22 protein-coding genes are annotated in these 25,724 nt (G+C 62.9%); 10 read left to right on the plus strand and 12 right to left on the minus strand.

Annotation, left to right across the window (positions count from 1 at the left end):
* Positions 1-214 precede the first annotated feature (214 nt).
* A complete protein-coding gene (locus SB822_RS11315; RefSeq protein ID WP_410854679.1) occupies positions 215-1,078 on the plus strand; it encodes a GNAT family N-acetyltransferase in 864 nt (287 codons plus the stop codon).
* Positions 1,079-1,082: 4 nt separating this feature from the next.
* Here the strand turns inward: SB822_RS11315 and SB822_RS11320 are convergent, their stop codons facing one another.
* Positions 1,083-1,949, minus strand: coding sequence for a 3-hydroxybutyryl-CoA dehydrogenase (locus SB822_RS11320; protein ID WP_079494047.1), 867 nt, complete (start codon positions 1,947-1,949; stop codon positions 1,083-1,085).
* Between the two features lie 184 nt (positions 1,950-2,133).
* Between SB822_RS11320 and SB822_RS11325 the strand changes: the two genes are divergently transcribed.
* Positions 2,134-2,562, plus strand: coding sequence for a hypothetical protein (locus SB822_RS11325; RefSeq protein WP_410854680.1), 429 nt, complete (start codon positions 2,134-2,136; stop codon positions 2,560-2,562).
* Positions 2,563-2,697: 135 nt separating this feature from the next.
* Here SB822_RS11325 and glcC read toward each other — a convergent pair whose 3' ends face one another.
* A complete protein-coding gene (gene glcC, locus SB822_RS11330) occupies positions 2,698-3,564 on the minus strand; it encodes a transcriptional regulator GlcC (RefSeq protein WP_318268396.1) in 867 nt (288 codons plus the stop codon).
* A 133-nt stretch (positions 3,565-3,697) separates the two neighbouring features.
* Here glcC and glcD point away from each other — a divergent pair, with 133 nt between their 5' ends.
* The 3 genes from glcD to glcF are packed head-to-tail and all read left to right on the plus strand — an operon-like array spanning position 3,698 to position 7,510.
* Positions 3,698-5,197 carry a glycolate oxidase subunit GlcD gene (gene glcD / locus SB822_RS11335; protein ID WP_410854681.1) on the plus strand — a complete coding sequence of 500 codons (1,500 nt, stop codon included), beginning with the start codon at positions 3,698-3,700 and terminating at the stop codon, positions 5,195-5,197.
* The gene (gene glcE / locus SB822_RS11340; protein WP_410854682.1) at positions 5,197-6,264 is read left to right on the plus strand and encodes a glycolate oxidase subunit GlcE; all 1,068 of its coding nucleotides are present in this window, start codon (positions 5,197-5,199) and stop codon (positions 6,262-6,264) included. Before glcD ends, glcE begins: the two co-directional genes overlap by 1 nt.
* A gap of 13 nt (positions 6,265-6,277) precedes the next feature.
* Positions 6,278-7,510, plus strand: a complete 1,233-nt coding sequence (glcF, locus tag SB822_RS11345) for a glycolate oxidase subunit GlcF (RefSeq protein WP_086919530.1) — start codon at positions 6,278-6,280, stop codon at positions 7,508-7,510.
* A 967-nt stretch (positions 7,511-8,477) separates the two neighbouring features.
* Here glcF and SB822_RS11350 read toward each other — a convergent pair.
* A complete protein-coding gene (locus SB822_RS11350) occupies positions 8,478-9,827 on the minus strand; it encodes a type II toxin-antitoxin system HipA family toxin (RefSeq protein WP_410854683.1) in 1,350 nt (449 codons plus the stop codon).
* Between the two features lie 2 nt (positions 9,828-9,829).
* Positions 9,830-10,078, minus strand: coding sequence for a helix-turn-helix domain-containing protein (locus SB822_RS11355; protein WP_410854684.1), 249 nt, complete (start codon positions 10,076-10,078; stop codon positions 9,830-9,832).
* Positions 10,079-10,300: 222 nt separating this feature from the next.
* On the opposite strand from SB822_RS11355, the gene SB822_RS11360 reads away from it, so the two are divergent.
* Both SB822_RS11360 and SB822_RS11365 read left to right on the plus strand, forming a co-directional pair.
* On the plus strand, positions 10,301-11,248 hold the full coding sequence (locus SB822_RS11360; RefSeq protein ID WP_410854685.1) for a chemotaxis protein: 948 nt from the start codon (positions 10,301-10,303) through the stop codon (positions 11,246-11,248).
* Positions 11,249-11,485: 237 nt separating this feature from the next.
* Positions 11,486-14,218 (plus strand): LuxR C-terminal-related transcriptional regulator, encoded by a 2,733-nt coding sequence (locus tag SB822_RS11365; RefSeq protein WP_410854686.1) that lies wholly within the window; start codon positions 11,486-11,488, stop codon positions 14,216-14,218.
* Positions 14,219-14,237: 19 nt separating this feature from the next.
* Here SB822_RS11365 and SB822_RS11370 read toward each other — a convergent pair whose 3' ends face one another.
* The 7 genes from SB822_RS11370 to SB822_RS11400 all read right to left on the minus strand — a co-directional run bounded on the left by SB822_RS11370 (position 14,238) and on the right by SB822_RS11400 (position 21,739).
* Positions 14,238-15,518 (minus strand): DUF445 domain-containing protein, encoded by a 1,281-nt coding sequence (locus SB822_RS11370; protein ID WP_410854687.1) that lies wholly within the window; start codon positions 15,516-15,518, stop codon positions 14,238-14,240.
* A complete protein-coding gene (gene phaZ, locus SB822_RS11375) occupies positions 15,515-16,348 on the minus strand; it encodes a poly(3-hydroxyalkanoate) depolymerase (protein WP_410854688.1) in 834 nt (277 codons plus the stop codon). Before phaZ ends, SB822_RS11370 begins: the two co-directional genes overlap by 4 nt.
* Before the next feature lie 75 nt (positions 16,349-16,423).
* Positions 16,424-16,849: a TIGR01841 family phasin gene (phaP, locus tag SB822_RS11380; RefSeq protein WP_007577396.1), complete on the minus strand. Its 426-nt coding sequence runs from the start codon at positions 16,847-16,849 to the stop codon at positions 16,424-16,426.
* Between the two features lie 43 nt (positions 16,850-16,892).
* A complete protein-coding gene (locus SB822_RS11385; RefSeq protein WP_410854689.1) occupies positions 16,893-18,608 on the minus strand; it encodes an alpha/beta fold hydrolase in 1,716 nt (571 codons plus the stop codon).
* 58 nt (positions 18,609-18,666) lie between these two features.
* On the minus strand, positions 18,667-19,131 hold the full coding sequence (locus tag SB822_RS11390) for a MaoC family dehydratase (protein WP_007577399.1): 465 nt from the start codon (positions 19,129-19,131) through the stop codon (positions 18,667-18,669).
* A 27-nt stretch (positions 19,132-19,158) separates the two neighbouring features.
* On the minus strand, positions 19,159-20,802 hold the full coding sequence (locus tag SB822_RS11395; RefSeq protein WP_007577400.1) for a fatty acid--CoA ligase: 1,644 nt from the start codon (positions 20,800-20,802) through the stop codon (positions 19,159-19,161).
* A 232-nt stretch (positions 20,803-21,034) separates the two neighbouring features.
* On the minus strand, positions 21,035-21,739 hold the full coding sequence (locus SB822_RS11400) for a Crp/Fnr family transcriptional regulator (protein ID WP_079494078.1): 705 nt from the start codon (positions 21,737-21,739) through the stop codon (positions 21,035-21,037).
* 150 nt (positions 21,740-21,889) lie between these two features.
* Here SB822_RS11400 and SB822_RS11405 point away from each other — a divergent pair, with 150 nt between their 5' ends.
* The 3 genes from SB822_RS11405 (at position 21,890) to SB822_RS11415 (ending at position 24,535) form a co-directional block, all read left to right on the plus strand.
* Complete coding sequence (locus SB822_RS11405; RefSeq protein WP_114223500.1) at positions 21,890-22,657, plus strand: class II aldolase/adducin family protein; 768 nt, start codon at positions 21,890-21,892, stop codon at positions 22,655-22,657.
* 111 nt (positions 22,658-22,768) lie between these two features.
* Positions 22,769-23,818 carry a 2-dehydropantoate 2-reductase gene (locus SB822_RS11410; protein ID WP_410854690.1) on the plus strand — a complete coding sequence of 350 codons (1,050 nt, stop codon included), beginning with the start codon at positions 22,769-22,771 and terminating at the stop codon, positions 23,816-23,818.
* A gap of 108 nt (positions 23,819-23,926) precedes the next feature.
* Positions 23,927-24,535, plus strand: a complete 609-nt coding sequence (locus SB822_RS11415; protein WP_410854691.1) for a Crp/Fnr family transcriptional regulator — start codon at positions 23,927-23,929, stop codon at positions 24,533-24,535.
* A gap of 25 nt (positions 24,536-24,560) precedes the next feature.
* Here the strand turns inward: SB822_RS11415 and SB822_RS11420 are convergent, their stop codons facing one another.
* The gene (locus SB822_RS11420; protein ID WP_079494086.1) at positions 24,561-25,709 is read right to left on the minus strand and encodes a porin; all 1,149 of its coding nucleotides are present in this window, start codon (positions 25,707-25,709) and stop codon (positions 24,561-24,563) included.
* Positions 25,710-25,724: the final 15 nt, after the last annotated feature.

Genomic DNA, 25,724 nt, shown 5'->3' on the forward strand with positions numbered 1-25,724 from the left:
ACGCGGTCCGTGCACTCGACGGCAGAGGTCTTCGTCAACACATGAACCGCTAAGCGCAACGCGGGATAGATATGCATCAGCCGTTCATATTCGACCATTGCATTCGCGAGTTCATGACGGCACAACGACTTTCGCGCGAACGTGAAAACGGTTTTGGCGGCATGATATGTGTTCGCATGTGAGCAGATGCACCCGGCTGCGACAAGGAGACATCATGAACGAAGCGACGCACGCGCCGCGCGACTTCATCGTTCGCACGATGAACGCCGAAGAAGTGAATCTCGCCATCGAATGGGCCGCGCATGAAGGATGGAACCCAGGCTTCCACGATGCGCACGTCTTCCGTGCCGCCGACCCGGACGGGTTCTTCATCGGTGAATTGCAAGGCGAACCGGTCGGCTCGATTTCGGCCGTCGCCTATGACGCGCATTTCGGCTTCATAGGCCTGTATATCGTGAGGCCGGAGTTTCGCGGCAAGGGACTCGGCTTGCGCATCTGGCAGCATGGCATTGCGTATCTCGGCAAGCGCAACGTTGGACTCGATGGCGTGGTCGCGCAGCAACCGAACTACAGGAAGTCGGGATTTGAGCTCGCGTACCGGAACATACGCTTTCAGGGTGTGGCCGAGGCCGACGTGACGAACCATCCTTCACTCGTCGATGCGCACCAGTTGCCTTTCGACAAGCTGGCCTCGTATGACCAGCGGTTCTTTCCCGCGCCGCGCGAAGCCTTTCTGCGCGTGTGGATCGATCAACCGGATGCCGTCGCGCTCGCAAGCGTCAGCGAAGGCCACATCAGCGGCTACGGCGTGCTTCGCCGCTGCCGCGAAGGACGCAAGATCGGACCGCTATTCGCCGACGACCCGCAAACAGCCGAAGCCCTGTTCACTGCGCTTGTCGCGCATTGCCCCGGCGAGACCGTCGCGCTCGACGTGCCCGAACTCAACACGGCCGCCATCGCGCTCGCCGAACGGCATTGCCTGACGAGCGTGTTCGAAACGGCGCGCATGTACACGAAGCGCGCGCCGGACATACCGCTTGCGCGGCTCTATGGCGTGACGTCGTTCGAACTCGGTTGATGCATCAGTGCTTCGGATCGTACCGATACACGCCGTGTCCCGTCTTGCGGCCCAAACGCCCTGCCGCCACGAGTTCGCGCAACAGCGGACACGCGCGATACTTCGAGTCGCCGAAATCCTTCAGGAACACATCCATCACCGACAGGCACACGTCCAGCCCGATCAGATCCGCGAGCGCGAGCGGCCCGATCGGATGATTCGCGCCGAGACGCATGCCCGCGTCGATCTCCTCCGCCGTCGCGATGCCGTCCGCCAGCACGAAGAACGCCTCATTGATCATCGGCACGAGAATGCGGTTCACCACGAACCCGGGCGCATTCTTCACGCTGACGGGCGTCTTGCCGAGGCGCTCGGTCAGCTCGCGCACGGTGGCCGCCGTGTCGTCGCTGGTCTGCACGCCGCGAATCACTTCGACGAGTTGCAGCAATGGCACCGGGTTGAAGAAGTGCATGCCGACGAAACGTTCCGGCTTGCCGAGCGTCGCGGCCAGCGCGGTGATCGAAATGGACGACGTGTTCGACGCGATAAACGTCTCGCTGCTCACGACCGATTCGATCTGCCGCAGAATGCGAATTTTCAGTTCGGTGTTTTCGGTTGCCGCTTCGACGACGAGGTCGACGCCTGACAGGCGTTGATAGTCGGTCGAGGTCTCGATGCGGGTGAGCGCCGCATCGCGCGCCGCCGCTTCGATCTTGCCCTTCTCGACGAGCTTCGCGAGACTCGACGTGAGCGCCCCGATGCCCTTTTCGAGCGCGGCGTCCGTCACGTCGATCAGCACGACCTTCAACCCTGCCACCGCCGATACCTGCGCGATGCCGTTGCCCATCGTGCCCGCGCCGACGATGCCGATTGTTTCGATCCTGTTTGCCATTGCTGCTCCTTTTCTCCTGATTTGCGCTGAGTCATATCGGTGCGTTGCACTGCACCATGGGCGATACGATACCTGTTTCTCGCGCGCATACGTGTGAAAAAGGGATGGCAGGCTGTCGCACGCTCCACGCGCCAGGTAGGGCCGGCGGTTATATCATCGGAAAAATTTCATTGAAGGCCCCGCCATGCACCCGGTCGAACTGAACCCGAAACGCAAGCGCGAAAACCCGCTCGTCTGGATTTTCGAACCTCTCGAACGAGACCCCGAGTATTCGCGGGAACGGTTCTTCAACTTTCAGGCGGCTTATCTCGACGGCCTGCTGTATCTCGCGGTGGCAAGCGGCAATGAACCGTGGAACGGGCTGGTGGTGTGTACATCGCATGACCGGCAAGCGGGGTTGCTCGATGACTTCCCTGCGCTCGCGCCGCATCCGGTGCTCGGTAAGTGGCTGTATGTGTCGCAGACGAATCCCGAGTTCGAAACGGTTGCGCACGAGATGGTTGCGCTTGCACGCGAGCGCGACCCGCGCATGGGCGTGCTGCCCGGCAAGCGCAAGCGGTCGCCCGATGTCGTCGAGATGAAGTCCTCGTCGCGGAAGAAAAAGGCGCAGTAGCGCTTTCCCGCGGTACGCTCCGCCCTCCTTTTGCAAAACTGAAGTTGCCGCCGAAGGCGTTGGCGGAGGTCGCGGTGCGGCAGACTGGTAGTTGCGTTTTTGCGCAGGCAAAAAAAGCGCCGAACCAACGAGCGCTTACTTCCACCCTTCGAGCCTGAGCGTCGCCCGCACCAGTCGCTGCTCTTCCTGTTCGATTTCCTGCAGGCTTTCGCGCACGCCGTCGATGTGATCCGCAGCGGCCCGATAGGCCTGCTCGGGGAGCTTGCCCGTCACCGCGTTGTAGAGCCGCGCATGCTGCCGGTCGATTCGCTTGCGATGCGGCTGCCGGTGATAAAGATTGTTCACGGACGCGAACACCGAACTCAGCAGCAGTTCCGTCAGCGAACGCAGCGTATGCACGAGCACCGGGTTATGCGACGCCTCGCAGATCGCGAGATGGAACGCGTGATCGAGGCGCGCATGCGTCGCCGGATCGGTTTCGGCATTGTGCGCGGCGAGCATTTCCTCGTAGCGGCGCGTGATCATCATGTAGTCGGCGGGCGTGCCACGTAACGCGGCCAGACGCGCCGACTCGGCTTCGAGCATGCCGCGCACTTCGAACAGGTCGTAGAGCGTGCGCGGCTGCGACGCGAGCAGATGCATCAATGGAGATTGCGGCGGCTGCGCAGTCAGGTTCGCGACGAACGAACCCTTGCCGTGCGCCGTTTCGATGATGCCCCGCGCGCGCAGCAACTTCAGCCCTTCGCGCAAAGCCGTTCTCGATACGCCGAGCTTGTCCGTCAGGCGACGCTCCGATGGCAGCGCCTGCCCCGACCTCAGCACGCCGTCGACGATCAGCCTCTCGATGCGCTCCGCGACCACATCGGCAATCTTGCGATCGGACTGTTTTGCGGGGTTTTCCGGGTCTGAAATCACTGGTATGACCACTTGTCGAACAGGTTCTGGATGCGGTCGATGATAACGCCAATTCCCATTCCACGCCTGCTTCAGCGCATCCTGCATGGTTTCGTGGAAATCAAAAAACTGGTACGACCACTTGCCGTGTCCATCGACAGCGATACACGAAACGGGAACAATCGGCGGCAACACAGATATGCGGCGCGCGATAGAGCACGTGCGCCCACGGAGACGCCCCATGAGCTACGCCTACGACGAACGGATCGACGGCCCACTTGCCTCGCATGACAAGGCCGCGCTGGTCGCCGAGCTTCAGCGTCTCGTGCCCTCGATGCAACTGTTGCACGACAACGAAGATCTGCGCCCATTCGAATGCGACGGCCTCGCCGCGTATCGCACGACGCCGATGATGGTCGCGCTGCCCGATTCGATCGAACAGGTGCAGGCGCTGCTGAGATTCGCAGCGGCGCGCAAGGTGCCCGTCATCGCACGCGGCGCGGGCACGGGTCTGTCGGGCGGCGCGCTGCCGCTCGAACAGGGCATCCTGCTCGTGATGGCGCGCTTCAACCGCATCTTGCACATCGACCCCGAGGCATCGATTGCACGCGTGCAGCCCGGCGTGCGCAATCTCGCGATCTCGCAGGCGGCTGCGATTCACGGCCTCTACTACGCGCCCGATCCGTCGTCGCAGATCGCCTGCTCGATCGGCGGCAATGTCGCCGAGAACGCGGGCGGCGTGCACTGCCTGAAATACGGCCTGACCGTGCACAACATTCTGAAGCTCGAAGTGCTGACCATCGACGGCGAGCATCTGACGATCGGCTCCGAAGCGCTCGACTCGCCCGGCTTCGATCTGCTCGCGCTGCTGACGGGCTCCGAAGGCATGCTCGGCATCGTCACGGAAGTCACAGTCAAGCTGCTGACCAAACCGCAAAGCGCGAAGGTGCTGCTCGCGAGCTTCGACGATGTCGAGAAAGCGGGCGCGGCCGTCGCGCAGATCATCGGCGCGGGCGTGATTCCGGGCGGTCTCGAAATGATGGACAACCTCGCGATCCGCGCCGCCGAAGACTTCATCCATGCGGGCTATCCCATCGATGCCGAAGCGATCCTGTTGTGCGAACTCGATGGCGCGGAGTCGGACGTGCAGGAGGACTGCGATCGCGTCGGCGCAATACTGCGCGAAGCGGGCGCGACGGGCATCCGCATTGCGAAGGATGAAGCCGAACGCCAGCGCTTCTGGGCCGGGCGCAAGAATGCGTTTCCCGCCGTGGGGCGAATCTCGCCGGATTACTACTGCATGGACGGCACGATTCCGCGCCGGGAACTCGCGCGCGTGCTGCGCGGCATTGCGGAGCTGTCGAACGAATATGGCCTGCGCGTCGCGAATGTTTTCCATGCGGGCGACGGCAACATGCATCCGCTGATTTTGTTCGACGCCAATGCGCCCGGCGAAATGGAGCGCGCCGAAACACTCGGCGCGAAGATTCTCGAACTGTGTGTCGAAGTGGGCGGCAGCATCACGGGCGAGCACGGTGTTGGACGGGAGAAGATCAATCAGATGTGCGTGCAGTTCAGCAGCGAAGAACTCACGCTGTTCCATTCGCTGAAGGCCGCTTTCGATCCCGACGGCCTGCTCAATCCGGGCAAGAACATTCCCACGCTGCATCGCTGCGCCGAACACGGCGCGATGCATATTCATCACGGCAAGCTGCCCTTTCCCGAACTGGAGCGCTTCTGATGCGACGCGAATTCGATTCGATGGACGACAGCGCGCGCCTCGTCGCGCAAGTGCAGCGCGCGATCGCGAAGCACACACCGTTGCGCATTCGCGGCAGCGACAGCAAGCGTTTTCTCGGCCGCGAGGTGCAAGGCGAGGAACTCGACACGCGCTCGCATCGCGGCATCGTCGCGTATGACCCGACCGAGCTCGTGATCACCGCGCGCGCCGGCACGCCGCTCGTTGAACTGAATGCCGTGCTCGATGACGCGGATCAGATGCTGCCGTGCGAGCCGCCTCTTTTCGATGGAAAAGGAACGCTTGGCGGTGCCGTCGCGACTGGCCTTTCAGGTCCGCGCCGGCCGTGGGCGGGATCGATGCGAGACTTCGTGCTCGGCTGCCGCGTGATTACGGGCGACGGCGATCATCTGCGCTTCGGCGGCCAGGTGATGAAAAACGTCGCCGGCTATGACATGTCGCGTCTGCTCGCGGGCAGCTTCGGTTCGCTGGGCGTATTGACGGAAGTGTCGCTGAAAGTGCTGCCGAAACCGCGCGAGCGTCGCAGCTTCGCGCTCAAGCTCGGCGCCGATGAAGCGATGCGCGAGCTGTCGGCATGGCGCAAGGCCGCCCTGCCTGTGAGCGGCGCATGTTATGTCGATGGCAGGCTGCATGTGCGGCTCGAAGGCGGAAGCGGATCGGTAAAGTCGGCCGTGGACCGGATTGGCGGCGACGAAATCGACTGTGCGTTCTGGGATGTGCTCCGCGATCATCAGCTGCCGTTTTTCGCGGACGCACGTCCGTTGTGGCGTTTGTCGCTGCCGAATGCGACGCCGTTGATGCAATTGCCCGGCGATGCGCTGCTCGACTGGGCGGGTGCGCAGCGCTGGCTCAAGAGCGATGCTGCCGCCGCTGAAATCCGGCAGCTCGCGCATGCGGCAGGCGGTCACGCGACCTGCTTCACGCCGTCGCCCGATCGCGAGCCGTTCCAGCCGCTCGCCGCGTCGCTGCTGCGCTATCAGCATCAATTGAAACGCCGCCTCGATCCGAGTGGCGTGCTGAACCCTGGCCGACTGTACGCCGATCTCTGAAGCGAGCGCGATCATGCAAACGAATCTCGACTCTCACGCGAAAGCCCTGCCCGATGCAGCGGAAGCGGAAAGCATCCTGCGCTCGTGTGTCCATTGCGGCTTCTGCAATGCGACGTGCCCGACGTATCAACTGCTCGGCAATGAACTCGACGGACCGCGTGGGCGCATCTATCTGATCAAGCAACTGCTCGAAGGCGAAGCTGTCAGCGACAAGACGCAACTGCATCTGGATCGATGTCTCACGTGTCGCAATTGCGAAACGACGTGTCCGTCGGGCGTTACGTATCACCGGCTGCTCGATATTGGGCGCGCTGAACTCGAGCGGCGTGTGGCGCGGCCTGTCGGCGAGCGGCTGACGCGCAAGGGATTGCGTACGGTGATTCCACGGCCTGCTGTGTTCGATGCGCTGCTCAAGACGGGGCGCGCTTTGCGGCCGTTGCTGCCTGCCAGCGTGCAGGTGAAGATTCCGGCGCGCGCCGCCGTACCTGCGAAGGCGCGTCCTGCGTTGCGTCATGCGCGTCGCGTGCTGATGCTCGAAGGTTGCGTGCAGACTTCGTTGTCGCCGAATACGAATGCGGCTGCGGCGCGGGTGCTCGATCGGCTTGGGATTAGTGTGATGTCTGTTCGCGAAGCGGGTTGTTGTGGTGCGACTGACTATCATCTGAATGCGCAGGATGCCGGGCTTGATCGGGCGCGGCGTAATATCGATGCATGGTGGCCTGCGATCGAAGCCGGTGCCGAAGCCGTCGTGCAGACGGCAAGCGGCTGCGGCGCGTTCGTGAAGGAATATGGGCATCTGTTGCGCAATGATCCGCTTTATGCGGCGAAGGCCGCGCGGGTAAGTGCGATGGCGCGCGATCTCGTCGAGGTGCTTGCTGTGGAGCCGCTCGATGCATTGCTGCCCGCTGATGATGCCGTCGCGATGCGTGTCGCGTTTCACTGTCCTTGTACGTTGCAGCATGCGCAGAAGCTTGGTGGTGCGGTGGAGAGTGTGCTGTCGCGGTTAGGGTTCGATCTTGCTGCTGTGCCCGATGGGCATTTATGTTGCGGCTCTGCGGGGACGTATTCGATTACGCAGCCTGAGCTTGCACAGAAGTTGCGCGATAACAAAATGGCTGCGCTTGAAAGTGGCAAGCCGGATGTCATCGCGACGGCGAATGTCGGTTGCCAGATGCATCTGGATAGCGCTGGCAAGACGCAGGTGCGTCACTGGATCGAGTTGGTCGAGGAAGCTTTGGATGCGTAAGGGTTTTGGCTACGCCATGTAGATAGGTTCTAGTCGTGCGCCTCGGCGCTTTTGCGGGCATCCGCGAGGTGGTGTTTGCTGTGTAAGCGGTTTGGTTTTTTTGCCTTCGCGCTGGCATCCGCGTTTTGCCATCGTGCTTCAGGCGTTGCCCCTGTGCGGGGCGGCACCTACTTTTCTTTGCCGCCGCAAAGAAAAGTAGGCAAAAGAAAGCGGCTAACACCGCTAATTCTTGTTCCTGCCTGAGGGCCCCCAAAGGGTCTTACGCTTCACGCGGCAATCACGTGACCCATGTTCGTTGCCAACGCTCTTGCGGTGCGCCACACCCGCTTCACGCACCCGCGCTTCACCATGCCGTGCCAGATATTCTACGGCCGCCAAGGTGGCAAACTGTGTGTAGGCCGTAGTACCTCACACACCTCACTTCGGACCGATAGCACATGCGTTCCACCCTGTAAGAGCGCTACCCTATACGACGCGACAACCTACACACAGTTTGCCACCTGGGCGGCACATACCATTCGCTGCCGCTGGCCCGAGTACGGGTATTCGAAGCGGGTGAGGCGCACATTCAAAGCGTTGGCAACGCACGCAAACAGAAAGGCTGCCGTGTGAAGCGTAAGACCCTGTAGGGGCCCTCAGGCAAACACAAGAACTGGCGGTGTTAGCCGCTTTCTTTTGCCTACTTTTCTTTGCGGCGGCAAAGAAAAGTAGGTGCCGCCCCGCACAGGGGCGACGCTTGAAGCACGAAGGCATAACGCGGATGCCAGCGAAAAGGCAAAAAACCAAACCGCTTGCACAGCAAACACCACCTCGCGAATGCCAGCGCAAGCCAAAGCAAACCACACTTCACACCCCCACGTCGCCGCGCGCGAAATCAAATTTCCAACGTTCTTCAGCGGCAAACTGTGTGTAGGCCATCGCGCCGCATAAGCACCACTTCGGATCAAAAAGCGCGGGCGCGCCGCGTTCAAATGCCCGGCGGCATCGCCGCGAGCCGTTCCGCGGATGTCCGCAGCCCGTCGAAGATGCGTTCCGCCACGCGCTCGGGGAAACCTTTCGGTAGCGCGGCGGCGACCGTTTCTATGGCGGCGGGCGTTGCGTCGATCAGTCGGCCTATCAGCGGCTCGGCGTCGGGACCGTAGAAACAACGTGACGCCATCGCGTTGAAGTTGCGGCGCTGGATGTCCTTCATCAGGTAGTGCCGGTTCTTGCCGGCTACGGCCATCGCGAGCTTTGCCTTGTGCCACGACCATTGGTTGCCGCCGTCACCTTCAACCGGCCAGATCGACATGATGTCGTACAGCGGCGTCAGCGCGTAGCGCCCGCCCGGCATCAGATGCACACTGAAGTTCTTCGCGTGGCCGTCCGGCGCGGCGAGCATCCAGAACAAAATCTGCGCGCTGAGGAATGTCTCGAGGTCGGCGTCGGGCCGCTCCGATTGACGCAGCACGCCCGCAATGTCGATCATGCCGGGGCCGCCATCCGCTTCATATCGCTGATGCGACGGCTTGCCGAGCACCTGGCAAAAGTCCTCCTGCGGTAGCCGCAAGATCCATTTCTTCGAAGGATGAAGCCGCCGGTCGAAGCGTTCGACGGCCAGCACCTTCTGTTCGCCAAAGTTCAGAATGTCGGCATTCGGCGCGGGCAAGCCGAACGCCCTGAACAACGCGAGACATAGCCACTCGTTTTCGACGGACGTCGTCCAGTCCGCCTTCTTGTTGCCAACGAGTCCGAGCGGCAACTTGAAGATGTGCGTCGTGGGCGTTGCGCCGTGTGGACGCATCCATTTCTTCTTGTGCCATAGAAATGCGGTCTTTTCCTGCGCACCCGCGAGCGAGATGCGAAAGTCGTCGTATTCGTCGTCGCGCCCCGCCCCCGGACCGCCCGAGGCAACCGTGCGCGCGAGCATCTCCGCGATCTCGTCGTCCGACATCGCCGTGCCGTCGATACGGTCGAATCCTTCCGGTTGCGCGTCCTCGGCAAGCAGTTGCGCCGCGCCCACGCAATCCCGGCCGATGGCTTCGAGCAGGTCGAAGGCGTCGGCGGTGGCCGTCCTGAAGCGGGTGGCAAGTCGCCGGCGGATCGGCTCACTGTCGGGCAGCAGATTGTCGAAGTAGTTGCGCACGCGCTCGCCGCGCAACGGCGCATCGTCGATGCCGAACGGCAGCGAGAGCGACAGCGGCCTCCCGGCAGGCGATGCCATCCAGTCGCGGTCGTACTGAAACTCCATGTCGCCGCGCGATGGAATGCGCCATGTGCCGACCCGCAGACCATTGGTCCACACCGACAGCGCGCGCGCATGAGACGGGCGGCTCATGGCTACCAGTTCTCCTGGGTCGGCGCCGCGCTGGCGGGCCGTGTCTGCACGCTCAATTCGAGGCCGTACATGGCCAGCAACGCGAAAAGTTGCTCCGATGTGATCGAGTCGGGTTTGAGCTCGATCGCGGAGAGCCGGCTTTGGCTCAAGCCCACGCGCGACGCGGCCTGGGCCTGCGAAAGCCCTTTCGCGCGCCTTGCAGTACGCAGGATCTGGCCAAGCTGGTGCGGATTGAGCAACGTGCGTTTCATCGCGGGGCGCCTATACGGGTTACCTGTTTGGCAGGTAAATGTATTTTACGCGTATGACGGGTATTTGCAAATTAGTTGTGTGGCGGGTAAGGTGCAGTGATAACAGTGATAAAAGCGTTACCGGAAGCGTATCGCGGACGTTCATGTTTTCCGCGGCACCGCCGATATACAAGTGACCGGGAAACGCATGCTTTGCGCCCGTGAAACCCACAGAGCCAAGTGATGGATCACCAATCGAATGAAGCCCGCACGACCCTGACCAGTTCAAACCAGTTCGAACTGCTCCTTTTCAGGCTCGGCACCGTGCCGGGCGACACCGCGCACGAGCTGTACGGTATCAACGTGTTCAAGGTCCGCGAAATTCTCACGATGCCGGTCATTACGCCCATCGTTGGCGCGTCCCGCTGTGTGATGGGCGCGGTCAACATTCGCGGGCAGATCATCCCGGTGGTGGACCTGCCGAAGCTTATGGGCTGCGAACCCACTCGTGGCCTGAACATCCTGCTCGTTACCGAGTTCGCCCGCACGACGCAGGGGTTCGCTGTGCAGGAAGTGGACGACATCGTGCGACTGGACTGGAATCAGGTGCTTCCGGCTGAAACGGCGGCCGGGTCGGGGCTCGTCACCAGCATCGCACGGATCGACGGCAACACGGGGGATTCGCGACTGGCTCAAGTGGTTGACGTCGAGCAGGTCTTGCGTGACGTGCTTCCAGCCCATCAGCATGAATCGGCGCCCCCGGAAACAGCCGCGTTTCAGGTGCCGCCCGGCACCCGAATCCTCGCAGCGGACGACTCGGGACTCGCGCGCACCATGATTCAGCAGGCGCTCGGCGACATCGGCGCCGAATGCATCATGGCCAAGACGGGCGAGGAAGCGTGGCAAATTCTCATCAAGCTGGCCGATGAGGCGAAGCGGAACAAAACGCGCTTGCGTGATGCTGTATCGATGGTGCTCACCGACCTGGAGATGCCCGAAGTGGATGGCTTCACGCTGACGCGGCGTATCAGGGCGGACGAACGCACACGGGATATCCCCGTCGTAATCCATTCGTCTCTTACCGGCGCGGCAAATGAAGCGCACGTGCGAAACGCGGGCGCCAACGGCTATGTGGCCAAGTTCCAGGCTGCAGAACTGGCAGAGACCATTCGGGACGCGATCGGCGCGTGATCCGACTGCTAATGGCATTGGCCGCGCGGACATTCTCTTTGGAGTGAAGTGCACGAAGAACCAACGCGTCAAATAGCTGGCCGAGACTTTGGGCGTATCATTTGTGACTGACATCGATCGACACGCTGGAGTTCATCGTGTCCCTGTCGTGACGCAGCGCAATAATCCTGTGCAGTGAGCGCGATCGCATGAACAGGGAATGGCACCCAGGGTCAATCCGAACGCCAGGAGCAGCCGATGCACGTAGCAGAAGCGGTGCCGACCACGAGCCCGCCCCTCTTCCTCGCCACGAAGGTTTATCCGCCGCGCCTGCCCGCCGGCCTGATCGACCGGCCACGGCTCGTCGCGCTGGCCGACAAGGCCGAATCCAGGCGGCTCACCGTCATCAAGGCGCCCGCGGGGTTCGGCAAGACATCGCTGGCGCTGGCGTGGCTCAATCGGCTCACTGCGAGCGGCGCCGTCGTCGCGTGGCTTTCGCTGGATGGCGATGACGACGAACCCGCGCGCTTCTTCCATCACCTGGCGCAGGCCTTGCACAACGCCTGTTCGAATGTCGGCGCGTCCGCGATCAGCCTGACAACCGAGGCGTCGCTCATGCCCGCCCAGTCGATCGGGTCGACGCTGATCAACGAACTGTTCGAGGTCGACGATGAAATCTATCTGTTCATCGACGACTATCACCTGATCGGCCAGCCTGCCATTCACGATGCGATGGCGTACTTCATCGCGAACATCCCGTCGAATACGCATGTCGTGCTCTGCACACGCACCGATCCGCCGCTGCCGCTCGCGCAGTTGAGCGCGAAGAACGAATTGATGGAAATCGACGCCACCGCGCTGCGCTTCAACATCGACGAAACCCGCAGCTTCGTCGAACACGAATGCCCAGGCGGCCGGCACGCGGCCGGCATCAAGTCGCTTTTCGCACACACGGAAGGCTGGGCGGCCGCGCTGCGCATTTCCGCGTCGGTACTCTCGCGTGACGAAGGCAAAACCCTTCAGGACATGAGCCCGCCATCCGGCACATCACGGCCGTTCGCTGCGTACCTCGAAGACATGCTCAGGCGTCTGCCCGCAGAGATGGTCGGGTTCATGCTCCGCACCTCGATACTCGATCGCCTGTGCGCGCCGCTATGCGAAGCCGTCACGGGCAGGACCGCCGGGCAGGACATGCTGGAATCGATCTCCACGCGCCAGCTACTGCTCGAACCGCTCGACATCGAAGGACACTGGTTTCGCTATCACCATCTGATGGGCGAATACCTGAGGCGGCGGCTCGCAACCCACCATCCCGACGAAGTCGCCGGCCTGCACCGGCGCGCATGCCAGTGGTACGCCGACCAGGAGCAATGGACGGACGCAGTCAGGCATGCGATCGCCGCGGGCGACACGGAATACGCCGTCTCGCTGATGGGCCATTGCGCGATGACGCTCGTCACGAAAGGCGATCTGCTCACGCTGCTCGGCTGGCAACGCCAGTTCCCGGCCCATCTGATGCGCGGGCAAGTCGGGATCACGCTCGCCATCGCATGGGGCATGGCGCTCGCGTTGCGTTTCGACGAAGCGCTGGCGATGCTCAACGACATCGAGCGTGACGCCGGCGCAGGCAATGACGAAGCCGCCCGTAACATCCGCTGGGAATGCCAGGCGATCCGCTCGGTGATCGCCGGCTTGCAGGACGATGCGCCGCGCGCGCTCGCGATCGCGCAAACGTGTCTCGAACATCCGTCAACCGATAGCTGGACCACCAACGTTGCATCCAACGTGGTGCGCTTCGGGCACTGGAAAGCAGGCAACCTCGGCGCGCTGTACGCGACGCCGTGGATTCCCTATTCGATCGAGGAAGACCAGCGCAACGTGTTCGCGTCCGTCTACCGGCTCTGCCTGCTCGGTCACGCCGAGATGCAACAGATGCACTTCGTGCTCGCCGAACGCTACTTCACCGAGTCGATCCGGCTCGCCGAGCGTCATTCGGGCCCGAAGTCGATTGCGGCCGCGCTGTGCGCGCCGATGATCGCGCAAATCTGGTACGAGCAGGGGCGGCTCGACGAAGCCGAAGCGCTGCTCGTCGATCTGATGCCGCTGATCGACCTGGCCGTTCTGCTCGACAGCACGTTTTTCGCCTATCGGGTACTCGTGCGGATCGCCATCTCACGTGCGAACTTCGAGCACGCCTACGCGCTGCTCGATCATGCGCAATCACTCGGCTATATGCGCGGCTGGGACAGGATGATCGCCGGCGTTCACGTCGAGCGCGCGCGGCTTTATCTGAGGGAAGGCAGGATCACGGAAGCCGCCGCGTGTGTCGTGCAACTGGATCAACTGGCGGACGCGCGCGCCGCCGCTTCGAAGCCGGTCTCGCCGGAGATCGACACCTTCCGGGCTATCGCAGTGGGTTCGCTGGCGATGGAACAGCGCCGGACCCACGAAGCCGTCGAGTCGATCACGGCCGCATTGCGCAGCGTCGAAAGCCGGCACAACGACTATCTCGCGCTGCGCTTGCGCACCGTGCTCGCGCTCGTGTGGATGCGTGCCAACGATCAGGCCCGCGCTGTCGAGATCTTTCGCGATGTGCTCAATACCAGTCACGACATCTACCGCTCGATCATCGACCAGGGCGCGGCAATCGGCCCGCTGCTGCAAGCGGTGCGCGACGACACGCGCTCCACGTCGACGACGAAGGAGACCGTCGCGTATCTCGACCGTCTGCTGGATGGCTGGCGCGCGCTGCAAGAGCCCGGTGCGAAACCCGCTAGCGACACGGTGCGCGAAGCGTTGAGCGCAAGGGAACGCAGCATCGTCGAACTGATTGCCCAAGGGCAGTCGAACAAGGAAATCGCACGCACGCTCGGCATCTCGCCTGAGACAGTCAAGACCTACGTGAAGAATATCTTCGTGAAGCTGAACGTCGACAAGCGAGCGCAGGCCGTTGCGCGCGCGCAGGCTTTGGGACTGGTTGCGGCGGGCTGATGCCGATGCGCGCATCTCGTCACGCGGCCAACGTGACAGCGTGAATCAGCACACCAACCATCCCGCCGACGAACGTGCCGTTGATCCGCACATATTGCAGGTCGCGGCCGATCTGCACTTCGATCTTGCGGCTGACTTCGTCCGCGTTCCAGCTTTTGACGACCTCGGTGATCAATGCGGATAACAGATGCCGATAGCGCACCACGAGTTCACGCGCCAGCGCGATCCACCACGCGTTGAGCTTGCGCTGGATCGACGGCTCGCGGCCGATGCGCCTGCCAAGCGACGCCAACCCACGCGCCAGCGTGTCGCGCACGGCAGACTGCTCACGGCCGAGATCGGCGATGACGCGCGTCCGCAGCCAGTCAAGCAGTGCGCGATAGCGGCCAGCACGCCGAAAATGACGAACACAGTCGCGCAGCAGCGACTTGCCAAAGCGGCGATGCGCCGCCGACGTCCGCAACTGTACGATCAGCGTCTGCAAGGCCTCGTCGAACTGAAGGCGCAGCGGATGGTCCGGGCTCGCCGCGACTTCATGCAGCAGCGCAAGAATGCCTTCGATGAACTTACGCACGATGTACGCATCGAGCGGCGCGGGCGTGTACCGCGATGCTTCGCTGAACTTGGCCTTGATCAGGTCAGTGTTGGACGTCAGCCACTTTTCGAGCGCCACGAGTCCATGATCCAGCAGGGGCCGATGCCGGTCGCCTTGCGTGAGTACATCGAGCGCGTCGCCCGCCACGCGGGCGATATCGAGCGTGCGTAACTGTGGCACCACGACGCGGTCGAACAACCACGCGACGTCGGCTTCATCCATGTCGTCGAGCAGTCCCGCGAGCGAGTCCGCGATCACGTCAGTGACGCCGCGGCTGTTCTCCGGCTGCGCGAGCCAGCGCGCGAGCGCCTGCGCCGCATTGTGGCCGCTCAATCTGCCGATGATCAGCTCCGGCTGCAGGAAATGCTCTTCGACAAAGCTGCCGAGGCTTTCCGCAATGCGCGGCTGGTTGTGCGGGATGATCGCGGTATGCGGCAGCCGCACACCCAACGGATGGCGAAACAACGCGACGACGGCGTACCAGTCCGCGATCGCGCCCGCCATCCCCGCCTCGGCGAACGCACGCGGCCATGCGAGCCACGCGTGATCGGCCTGCCACACGACGCACACCAGCAGCAAGACGCACATCAGCAGGAGCAGCGCCGTCGCCGTTCGCCGCATGCGATTCAGGCCGTGAACCTTGTCGTCTTCACGTGCATTGGCCGCTGCCGGCCGCGCGCCCTCACCGCCCACGAAGAAACTCAACTCGCCTCCTGCCGCAGAAACCTGCGCACGACAGGCGCGACTTCATTCGCGCGCGAGATGAGAAAGAGGTGACCATCGTCGATCACGTAAAGCGTCGCGCTGCGAATCCGCGCGGCGAGAATCCTGGCGTTGGTCAGCGGCACGATGGGGTCGTCGCTGCCGTGCATCACGAGCGTCGGCTGGCGCAACGAGCCGAGCCACGGCAGGCTGGTCCAGCCCGATGCCGCGAGCAGTTGATACAGGTAGCCGCGTCCGCGCGGCGGCTGTATGTGCCGACTGTGCGCCTTGAGCAGCGACGGATCGCGCCGGTACGCGCCGCCGTAAATGTCCGCTCCGACTTCCTGCAGATACGCAGGATCGGTATAGCGGCGCGGCCCGATCATCTTCGACAGCACCGACAGCTTGCCCGGCACCATCAGCACGCCCGGCGAAGTGGCCGCAAGGACCAACCGCCGGCAGCGTCGCGGATACAGACGCGCGAACTGCTGCGCGAGCGCGCCGCCCCACGAAACGCCGAGCACATCCACCTCGCCGTCGTGACCGAGGCGCGTCAGCAGCTTGTCGGCCAGCACCGACAACGTCGAAAAGCGGTACGGCACGACCGGCGCTGGCGAACCGCCTACGCCCGGCACGTCGAAGATGATCACGCTGACATCTTCGAGCGCGGCGACGAACGGTTCCACCAGTTCGAGATTCGCGCCGATGCCGTTGAAGATAAGCAGCGGCGGCGATGCGTCGCTGCCCTGCCACGTTGCGACACGCAACGTCTGGCCATCGAGGTCGATCGTCCGGATTTGCATGCTGCAGGCAGATTCAGGGTTTATGTGCATTGTTATCTCCCAAATGTTCGTCTGGATGCGGGTGTCGCATTCGATGCGCCGGCGTACCGCACGCGCTGTGCCGTATTACTTCTTCTTCGGTTGAAGCAGCGTCTTCAGCTCTTCGACACGCTCGGCGACACGCTTGGTCACGACAGCGACGCTGTCCGACTGCGCGCGATAAGCCGTGTCCGCGAGGTCCTGCACATCGACGAGCGCTTTGTGCAGCGTTTGCTTGACCGTATCACCCGCGCTGGTGATGGACTGTCCGCCCGGCTGCGTGAACCGCGCGACGAACGCCTGCAGTTCTCCCAGCGACGTACGAAGGATGTCCGACTGTTTTTGCGCCAACGACTGCACACCTGCCAGCGCGGTCGTGTTGGCTTCCGCGATCGCCTCGATATCCTTGCGGCGCGATTCGACCATCGCGCTGATATCGAGGCCGGGCAGCTTGAACTGTCCGAAGAGCTTCGTGTACTCGGTGAAAATGCTGTTCTTGCTGGTCGATTCCATCGTCAATACTCCATAGGGACTGCGTTAAAGAAAAGTGTGAATGTCATGCTTCCAGGACGTAGGTTCCCGGCGCCTTCACGCCTGCGGGATGCCCCACGCTGCCGACCGAAGCGGGTGCGGTACGCCGCTCGCCGGAACGCTCCGCGAGCCATTTGCTCCAGTTGCCCCACCACGAGTCTTTCTCGGCCTGGGCATTGGCAAGCCACGCATCGGCATCGGCTGGCAGTGTCGGATTGAGGAAGAACTTCGCCTTCGGATTGCCCGGCGGATTGATCAGGCTCTGGATATGCCCGGCCGAACTCAGCACGAAGCGCGTCTCGCCGCCGAATATGCGCGCCGTGTTGTACACGCCCTTCCACGGCGTGATGTGATCGGTCATGCCCGCCACCACGTAGGTGTCGCACTTCACGTCGGACAGGTCGATCGGCGCGCCGAGCACCGTCAACGCACGCGGCTTGCTGAACAGGTTGCCCGTGAAGATATCGAGCAGTTGCCCATGCATGCGCGCGGGCAAGCGGGTCGCGTCGTTGTTCCAGTAGAGGATGTCGAACGCGGGCGGCGCCTTGCCGAGCAGATAGTTGTTGACCCAGTAGTTCCAGACGAGATCGTTGGGTCGCATCCATGCGAACACGCGGCCCATTTCCTCGCCGGCCAGCACGCCTTTCGATACGCTGTTCTGCTTCGCGGCCGCAATCGCTTCCGGCGTTGCGAACAGACCCAGTTGCGAGTCCGCCGTGTTGTCGAGCACCGCGACCATCAGCGTCGCGGCATGCACGCTCTTGTCGCCGCGGCTCGCGAGGTGGCCGAGCAGCGCCGAAATGGTCATCGCACCCGAGCACGCACCGTGCAGGTTGACGTCGTCGCTGCCGGTGATCTCGCGGATCGCCGCGATCGCTTCGAGCAGCGCGGCAACGTAGGTATCGAGATCCCAGTGGCTTTGATCCGCAGTCGGGTTGCGCCAGCTCACGACGAATGTCTGGAATTCGTTCTTCACCAGATAGTCGACGATGCTCTTGCCTTCGGACAGATCGAACACGTAGAACTTGTTGATCTGCGGCGGCACGATGAGTTGCGGGCGCGCATAGACATGCTCCGTCGCCGGCGCGTACTGGATCAGTTCCAGCACTTCGTTGCGAAACACCACCGCGCCCGGCGACGTGCCGAGATTCTCGCCCACCTTGAACGCCGTCTTGTCCACCTGTGCGGGCATGCCCTGGTTTTGCAGCATATCCGTCACGAGATTGCGCACGCCGCCAAGCAGGCTCGCACCGCCCGAATCGATTACCTTCTTCAGCGCCGCCGGATTGCCGAGCAGCGTGTTGGTCGGCGAGACGGCGTCGGTGAAAAGCGACAGCACGAACTGCGCGCGCTCCTTCGTTCTGGCGTCGAGCGCAGAACGGTCGACGAAGCCCGTCAGCGCGTTGCGCCATGCGACGTAGCCCTGCATCGTCATCCGATACATCGCGTTGTCCTGCCACGCCGGATCGGTGAAGCGCTTGTCGCCTTGCGGCGGCTTGCTGTCCGCGCTGCCGCCGAGCACCGCTATCAGATCGCGCACCAGCGCCGCTTCCTGTTCGACCACAAGCGTTGGCTGACGCAGCGCCTGCGCGCCGATCTGCTGCACCGTTGCCAGAATATCGCGCGGGCGCAGCCCGACGAACGGGTTCGGTCCCAGCATGCCCTCCGCAGCCGAAGCTGCAAGGTCGTCCGGCGGGGCGCTTTGCGCTGTGCGTTGTGTTGTACTTGTTGCGATGCTCATTTCAGTCTCCGCCATCTTCTGCTCCAGTCTCCATCCGTCTTTATCCGTCTGACGTCGCTCAAGCCACCAGCATCGCCAGTGACTCGGCGATCAGCGCCGGTTTCTCCTCGCCTTCGATCTGCAGTTCGTTCATCGTCTTGATGATGATCCGTCCGCCCTCTTTCTTTTCCGCCGACATCAGCGTTACGCGGCTTCGCACGCGCGCGCCTGCCTTGACGGGCGTCATGAAGCGCACCTTGTCGAGCCCATAGTTCAGGCCCGCCGATGCGTCTGGGGGAATCAAACCGATCTCGATCGCAAGCGCCGCCAGCAGCGAAAGCGTCAGATAGCCGTGCGCGATCGTGCCGCCGAACGGGCTCTCGCGTTTCGCGCGTTCGACATCGACGTGAATCCATTGCCTGTCGCCCGTACAGGCGGCGAAGGCGTCGATGCGCGCCTGATCGACGGTGACCCAATCCGACACGCCCAGTTCGCGGCCAACGCAACTATCGATCGTCGCGATGCTGTAATCCTTGATGCTCATCGTGCTTGCTCCTTGAGAGGGATCGGGTCAGGCGAACTGCTCGCGCAACCACTTCTTGTTCGTCTTGCCGACGCTCGTCTTCTGCAGCGCGTCGACGAACCTGACGATCTGCGGCACGGCGTACTTCGAGATTTGCCCCGTCTTGCTGAAGCCCAGCACGTGTTGCTTGACGTCGTCTTCGCTGACCTGCGCGTCCTGCCTGAGCACCACGAGCGCGACGGGACGCTCGCCCCACTTCTCGTCCTTGATGCCGATCACCGCGACTTCCGCGACGCCCGGATGCAGCGAAATCAGGCTTTCGATTTCAAGCGAAGAAATCCACTCGCCGCCCGACTTGATGACATCCTTGATGCGGTCGGTGATCTGGACGTTGCCCGTGGGGTCGATGTTCGCGATGTCCTGCGTATGCAGATAGCCGCCCGCCCACAACTGCGCGGACGCTTCCGGGTTGTTCAGATAGCCCTGCGTGAGCCACGGCGTGCGAACCACGATCTCGCCGTAGGCCTTGCCGTCGCGCGGCACGTCTTCCATGTGTTCGTTGACGATGCGCAAATCGACGAGCGGCACGGGAAAGCCGGTCTTGCAGCGCAGCCGCACTTCTTCATCGAGATCGAGCGGTTCCGTGTGCAGCGGGAGTTGCGCAAGACTCAGAACCGGGCACGTCTCCGACATGCCATAGCCCACGAACACGTCGATGCCGCGATCGAGGGCGGCGCGCGCGAGTCCGTGCGGCAGCGCGCCGCCGCCGATCACGACCTTCCATTTGCCGAGATCCACATGCTTCGCTTCATCGCACGAAAGCAGCATGTGCAGGATCGTGCTGACGCAGTGCGAGAACGTCACGCCTTCGTCGCGCACCAGTTGCACGAGACGCTCGGGCACATAACGGCCCGGATAGACCTGCTTCACGCCGAGCACCGTAGCGATATAGGGCATGCCCCAGGCGTGCACGTGGAACATCGGCGTGAGCGGCATATAGACGTCGCCGCGATGAAAGCGCTGGCCCGCTACCGGGCTCGCCAGCGCGGCCATCAGCGTGATGGTGTGCAGCACCAGCTGGCGATGCGAGAAGTACACGCCCTTCGGCAAGCCCGTCGTGCCCGTCGTGTAGAACGTGGTGGCGCGGGTGTTCTCGTCGAAGTCGGGAAAGTCGTAGTGCGTCGCGCTCGCGGCGAGCATCGCCTCGTACTCCGTCGCGAACGGGATGGTGTGTTCGCAGGCGTCGCTGCCCGGTTCGTCGATCCAGACGAAAACGCGGACGGTTTCGAGCTGATCCTTGATCGCTTCGACTACAGGCAGGAAGTCGGTATGGACGAACAGGACTTCCGCGCCCGAATGGTTGATCGTGTACGCGATCTCCGCGTGCGAGAGCCGCACATTCACCGTCTGGAGCACGGCGCCCATCATCGGCACCGCAAAGTACGACTCCAGATAGCGATGGCTGTCCCAGTCCATCACGGCAACCGTGGTGCCGTGGCGCACGCCCAGATCGTGCAGGCCGTTCGCGAGCCGCGCGATGCGCTCGCGCATCGTCGTGTAGGTCATCCGCAACTGGCCGCGGTAGACGATTTCCTGGTCCGGCGCCTGAATGAACGTCGTGTGCAGCAAGTGTTTGATCAGCAGCGGATAGGCGTAGGGTGTTGGCGTCGAATCGTGCCCGGCGTCCTGCATCGTTGTCTCCTCACAAGTCGGGCGATGGGTCGGGCACACACAGGTCAGTCGAGGCCTGTCGCGCCCAGTGCATCGCGAGTGAGACCATGATCGGTTTGTTCGGAGGGAAGCAACATCCCCTGAACAGGGGAGTCCCAAGCGGCGGCCGCATGGGCAAACTGCGTCTGGAGGGAATGCAGGAAGACGGCGCGGTCAACCGCTGTCAAAAGCGAGCCGTCGGCTTACGTCGAGCCTACAGTCTGGAAGCACCGACGCTGGCCGCGCGCAGCCGTTCGATGTCGAGAATCTGGATTTCGCCGAATTTCAGGCTGATGATCTGCTGGCTTTCGAGGCTCTTGAGCAGCTGGTTCGTGGTCTGCCGCGACAGCGACACCATCGATGCAAGACTGTCCTGCGAGAGCCGGATCTTGCTCTGCACCGCGTTGAGGCCGTCATAGCCTTCGGCGATCAAGAGCAGGCGGCTGGCGATGCGTTGCGCGGCGGGCTGCAGCGCCAGCGATTCGGTGCTCTTGAACGACAGTCTCAGGCGCTGCGCCATCAATAGCGCGAAATCGCGCCAGTAGCGCGGCGTGGCATCGAGCAGGTTTTGCAGCGCGGCTTCGGGCACGTGCATGAACAGTGCGCGGCTGACAGCAATGGCGTCGTGCGGGCGCGGCAAGCCGTCGAACATCGAGATTTCGCCGACCCATGCAGTCGGGCCGAGCACCGCGAGCAGGGATTCCTTGCCGTCGATGCCGACCGTGCCGACGGACAGCGCGCCTTCGAGCACGGCATACAGGCCGTAAGAAGGATCGCCAAACCGGTACAGCAGTTGGCCTTTTTCGAGCCGCAGGAGCGTGGCGTGGCTCATCAGGTAGTCCTGCAGTTCGACGGGCAGGCCGCGAAACCAGGGCGTCGATTCGAGTTGAGGACGATAGTGAAGCAGCCTGGAATCCATGCACTTCTCGACGTGTCGGCTATGCGACAGATTTTACGCGGGATTGCCGACATCATGCGTTCACGGCTTTGGCCACCAGCGCAGTCAGACTGCGCTGTTTCCAGACGCCGCTTTTTCAGACGCACCAACCATTGAACAAGGAGTCTCGCCGTGAGCTCATCTGATGTCAGCCTGAAGCACGCAGTGTCCCCCGCCGAATGGGAAGCACGAGTCAATCTTGCGGCGGCCTACCGCCTTGTCGCGCTGTTCGGCTGGGACGATCTCGTGTTCACGCATATCTCGGCGCGCGTGCCCGGTCCCGAGCACCATTTCCTCATCAACCCGTACGGGATGATGTTCGACGAGATCACCGCGTCGTCGCTCGTCAAGATCGATCTGGACGGCCGCAAGGTGTCCGATTCGCCATACGAAGTGAATCCCGCCGGCTTCAACATCCACAGCGCAGTGCACGCAGCGCGCGAAGACGCGCTGTGCGTGATGCACACACACTCGGTCAACGGCGTCGCGGTGTCGGCGCAGGAAGCGGGCTTGCTGCCGCTGTCGCAGCAATCGCTGGTGGTGCTTGCGTCGCTCGGTTACCACAACTACGAGGGCATCGCGCTCAACGAAGGGGAAAAGCCCCGGCTCGTGCGCGACCTCGGCAGCAACGCGTATCTGATGCTGCGCAACCACGGTCTGCTGACGGTCGGCGCGACGCCTGCCGATGCGTTCGTCGCGATGTACTTCTTCGAGGCGTCGTGCATGATCCAGGTTCGCGCGCAGGCAGGCGGCGACAAGCTCCTGCCGATCGCGCAGCCGATCCTCGATGGCATCCGGAATCAGGTGACGGCAGCGACGCGCGGCGTGAGCGCCGGACAGCTCGTGTGGCCGGGACTGCTGCGGCGGCTCGACCGGAAGAACCCCGGCTATGCGGACTGACGCATAGCGATTGAAAGCACCGATGCGGGAACTGAGCGGCACGACGTCATGGGCCGTGCTTGCCGCCCAGCGCATCGGCAGAATCGGACAGCGGCTCGATCGAGACAAGGCATGGCGAAGATCTGTATCTATGGCGCGGGTTCCATTGGCTGCTACGTCGGCGGACGGCTGCTCGCCGGTGGCAGCGACGTCACTTTCATTGCGCGCGAACGCGTCGGCCGCCAGTTGCGCGAGCACGGGCTGACGCTTTCGCAGTTCGGCGATCGCCGCTGGTCGGTGCCGCCCGAGCGCATCGATGTATCGACGGACCTCACGGCGGCCGCCGCCGCGGATCTGGTGCTCGTCACCGTCAAGTCCGCGGCAACGCCGACGGTTGCGGCCGAACTGGCAGGCGTGCTGCGCCCCGGAACCGTCGTGGTGAGCTTCCAGAACGGCGTCGGCAACGCCGACATCCTGCGCGCCGCCTTGCCGAACCAGACGGTGCTCGAAGGGATGGTGCCGTTCAACGTCATCGAACGCGGACCGGGTGCCTATCATCAGGGATCGGGCGGCGAGCTGGAGGTCCGGCGCGCGCCCGGATTGCAGCCGTTCACCGGCGACTTCGCGAAGGCGGGACTGCCGCTCGAACAGCACGCCGACATGCTGCCCGTACAGTGGGCCAAGCTGCTGCTCAACCTGAACAACGCCATCAACGCGCTGTCGAACCGGCCGCTGAAAGTAGAGCTGTCGCAGCGCGCGTATCGGCGCTGCCTTGGCATGGCGCAAGAAGAAACGCTCGCGCTGCTCGCGCGCGCCGGCATTCGCCCGGCCCGTTTGACGGCTGTTCCACCCGCATGGATGCCGCGCTTTCTCGGCTTGCCCGACACGTGGTTCGCACGCCTTGCACGCGCGATGCTGACCATCGACCCGCTCGCGCGCTCGTCAATGTCCGACGATCTCGCGGCGGGACGCGCGACGGAAGTCGACTGGATCAACGGTGAAGTCGTGAAGCTCGCCCATCGTCTCGGGCTCGATGCACCCGTGAACGCGCGCCTCTGCGAACTCGTGCACGAAGCCGAGCAAAGCGATGCACGTCACGCGTGGACGGGCGACGCGCTACTGGCCGAACTGCGCGCTGCTTCGCGCGGCGCAACTGCGAGGAGCCAACGCATGCCTGCGTAGCAGGCATTGCGTTGATCGACTCACATGGCGCTCGTAACCGACACGTCCGAAGCAATGAGGACGAACCTGTGGTTCAGTGGATTGCCTCCTGCAGGGCAAGAGGCGCTCATGCGCCATTGCGAACCGGTTACGTTGCACGCCGGTGAATACCTGTTCCGGCGCGGCGACGCGCCCAATGGTTTCTTCGGGCTCAAGTGCGGCAAGCTGAAGGCCTGCACGCTGCGCGAAGACGGCAAGGAAGCGATCCTTGCCGTGATCGAGGCGGGCAACTGGTTTGGACAGACTTCCATGACCAGCCGGCAGCCGCGCCTGCGCGATGTCGTCGCGATCGAGCGATCGAGCCTGTTCGTCGTCAAGGCCCAGGCGTTCGACGAGTTGATGCAGAACCAGGCCTTCTTCCGCGCGGTTGCGGAGTTGCAGCTCATCCACATGAACTGGCTTTATCGCATGGTCGAAGACGCGACCTTGCATTCGACGCGTGCCCGCATTGCCCGCCGGCTGCTGCTGCTCGCTGCGGGCGACGTGACCATGCTGTCGCAGAGCCGCCCGGAGGTCGCGGTCTCCCACGACACGCTTGCGATGATGCTCGGCATCACGCGCCAGACGCTCTCGCTGGAACTCAAGGCAATGGCGGAGCAAGGAGCGATCGTCCTCCGGTATGGCCGGATCGAAATCTGTTCGAAGGAGATGCTGTGCTCCTTTCAGGAATGCCATTGATCGCTCCCGCCCGGGTTCACGCGGCCTAGAACGTATGCCGCAACCCGACCATGACGCCCAGTTGCGTCGTACCGTATGCCGAACTCAACGCACTGATGCCCTGGAATTGCGCACCAACCATGCCGCCGCGATACAGCGAGTAATCAGCTTCCACATACGTATCCGTGCGTTTGGACAAGTTGTAATCCGCGACCAACTGAAACTGCGTCGTGTTGCCGTCGGCGGACTGGGTTTTCCCCGTCTGGATCGTGCGCCACACGTTGGCCGAAAGATGCGTGGAATCGCCTACCAGCTGCGTAATGCCGCCGAAGAACATCTTGCGCGCGGCGAACGTGTTGAACTTGAGCGCGGTCAATTCCGGCACGCTGAACGGACCATTCGGAAAGTTGCCGACAAAGTTCGCATCCTGCCGGTTCACGGCCCAGCCGGCCATCACCGTGGTGCCGCCGAATGCATATGAACCGCCCGCCGTCCACGACTTCAAGTGCGCCGATGTGTTCACGGCATCGCGCGAATCGAGGTATCCGGCAGCCAGGCGTAACGGCGCGCCAGGCAGAAAAATCAGCGATGCACCGATCTGACTGCCCGAGCCGAACGCGCCCGCATTGCCGCCGAACGCATACGATACTTCGGCCGTCAGGTATTGCCAGCGCGCCGCGTACTTGACCATGTTGCTGGTCCAGACGCCCTGCGCCATCATGACTTCCGGACGAAACTGATAGAAGGTCGGCAACCACGGATTGGTGATGAAGGCGCTCAACACCGCGTCGGAAAGGGGATTGATCTGCCGCCCCATCGTCAGCTTGCCATAGGTGCTGGATTGCAAGCCGACGAACGCCGTATTGAAGAACGGATAAGCGGGATCGATCACCCCGCTGTTCGGAAAAAAGCGATCTTCGAGTTCGAACACCGCCTTGTTGCCGCCGCCGAGATCTTCCGTTCCTTTGAATCCGAACGCACTCTCTGTCGCGCCGCCGTTAGCGAGTCGAACGGCTGAATTGCCCTGCGGGTCCGCGTGAGTCGTGTAGCGGACGCCCGTATCGACAACACCGTAAAACGTCACCATGGATTGCGCATTCGATGGAACTGAATACAGTGTCGCTGTCGATATCACTCCCGCCACTATTCCGCTTCTCCGAGCGGTTTTGGACAGCATTCTCCTGACCTTCATCATGCCTCGTCTCCAACC

Source organism: Paraburkholderia sp. SIMBA_054, from assembly GCF_046534875.1.
GTDB classification, from domain to species: domain Bacteria; phylum Pseudomonadota; class Gammaproteobacteria; order Burkholderiales; family Burkholderiaceae; genus Paraburkholderia; species Paraburkholderia hospita.

What these genes read in the sequence shown, in the direction of transcription:
- SB822_RS11365 (WP_410854686.1), top strand. Translation starts at nt 11,486, where the DNA reads ATGCACGTAGCAGAAGCGGTGCCGACCACGAGCCCGCCCCTCTTCCTC.
- SB822_RS11395 (WP_007577400.1), bottom strand. Translation starts at nt 20,802, where the DNA reads ATGCAGGACGCCGGGCACGATTCGACGCCAACACCCTACGCCTATCCG.
- SB822_RS11355 (WP_410854684.1), bottom strand. Translation starts at nt 10,078, where the DNA reads ATGAAACGCACGTTGCTCAATCCGCACCAGCTTGGCCAGATCCTGCGT.
- glcD (WP_410854681.1), top strand. Translation starts at nt 3,698, where the DNA reads ATGAGCTACGCCTACGACGAACGGATCGACGGCCCACTTGCCTCGCAT.
- SB822_RS11415 (WP_410854691.1), top strand. Translation starts at nt 23,927, where the DNA reads ATGCGCCATTGCGAACCGGTTACGTTGCACGCCGGTGAATACCTGTTC.
- SB822_RS11320 (WP_079494047.1), bottom strand. Translation starts at nt 1,949, where the DNA reads ATGGCAAACAGGATCGAAACAATCGGCATCGTCGGCGCGGGCACGATG.
- glcF (WP_086919530.1), top strand. Translation starts at nt 6,278, where the DNA reads ATGCAAACGAATCTCGACTCTCACGCGAAAGCCCTGCCCGATGCAGCG.
- SB822_RS11360 (WP_410854685.1), top strand. Translation starts at nt 10,301, where the DNA reads ATGGATCACCAATCGAATGAAGCCCGCACGACCCTGACCAGTTCAAAC.
- phaP (WP_007577396.1), bottom strand. Translation starts at nt 16,849, where the DNA reads ATGGAATCGACCAGCAAGAACAGCATTTTCACCGAGTACACGAAGCTC.
- SB822_RS11385 (WP_410854689.1), bottom strand. Translation starts at nt 18,608, where the DNA reads ATGAGCATCGCAACAAGTACAACACAACGCACAGCGCAAAGCGCCCCG.
- SB822_RS11325 (WP_410854680.1), top strand. Translation starts at nt 2,134, where the DNA reads ATGCACCCGGTCGAACTGAACCCGAAACGCAAGCGCGAAAACCCGCTC.
- SB822_RS11420 (WP_079494086.1), bottom strand. Translation starts at nt 25,709, where the DNA reads ATGATGAAGGTCAGGAGAATGCTGTCCAAAACCGCTCGGAGAAGCGGA.
- SB822_RS11400 (WP_079494078.1), bottom strand. Translation starts at nt 21,739, where the DNA reads ATGGATTCCAGGCTGCTTCACTATCGTCCTCAACTCGAATCGACGCCC.
- phaZ (WP_410854688.1), bottom strand. Translation starts at nt 16,348, where the DNA reads ATGCACATAAACCCTGAATCTGCCTGCAGCATGCAAATCCGGACGATC.
- SB822_RS11350 (WP_410854683.1), bottom strand. Translation starts at nt 9,827, where the DNA reads ATGAGCCGCCCGTCTCATGCGCGCGCGCTGTCGGTGTGGACCAATGGT.
- SB822_RS11315 (WP_410854679.1), top strand. Translation starts at nt 215, where the DNA reads ATGAACGAAGCGACGCACGCGCCGCGCGACTTCATCGTTCGCACGATG.
- SB822_RS11410 (WP_410854690.1), top strand. Translation starts at nt 22,769, where the DNA reads ATGGCGAAGATCTGTATCTATGGCGCGGGTTCCATTGGCTGCTACGTC.
- SB822_RS11390 (WP_007577399.1), bottom strand. Translation starts at nt 19,131, where the DNA reads ATGAGCATCAAGGATTACAGCATCGCGACGATCGATAGTTGCGTTGGC.
- glcC (WP_318268396.1), bottom strand. Translation starts at nt 3,564, where the DNA reads ATGCAGGATGCGCTGAAGCAGGCGTGGAATGGGAATTGGCGTTATCAT.
- glcE (WP_410854682.1), top strand. Translation starts at nt 5,197, where the DNA reads ATGCGACGCGAATTCGATTCGATGGACGACAGCGCGCGCCTCGTCGCG.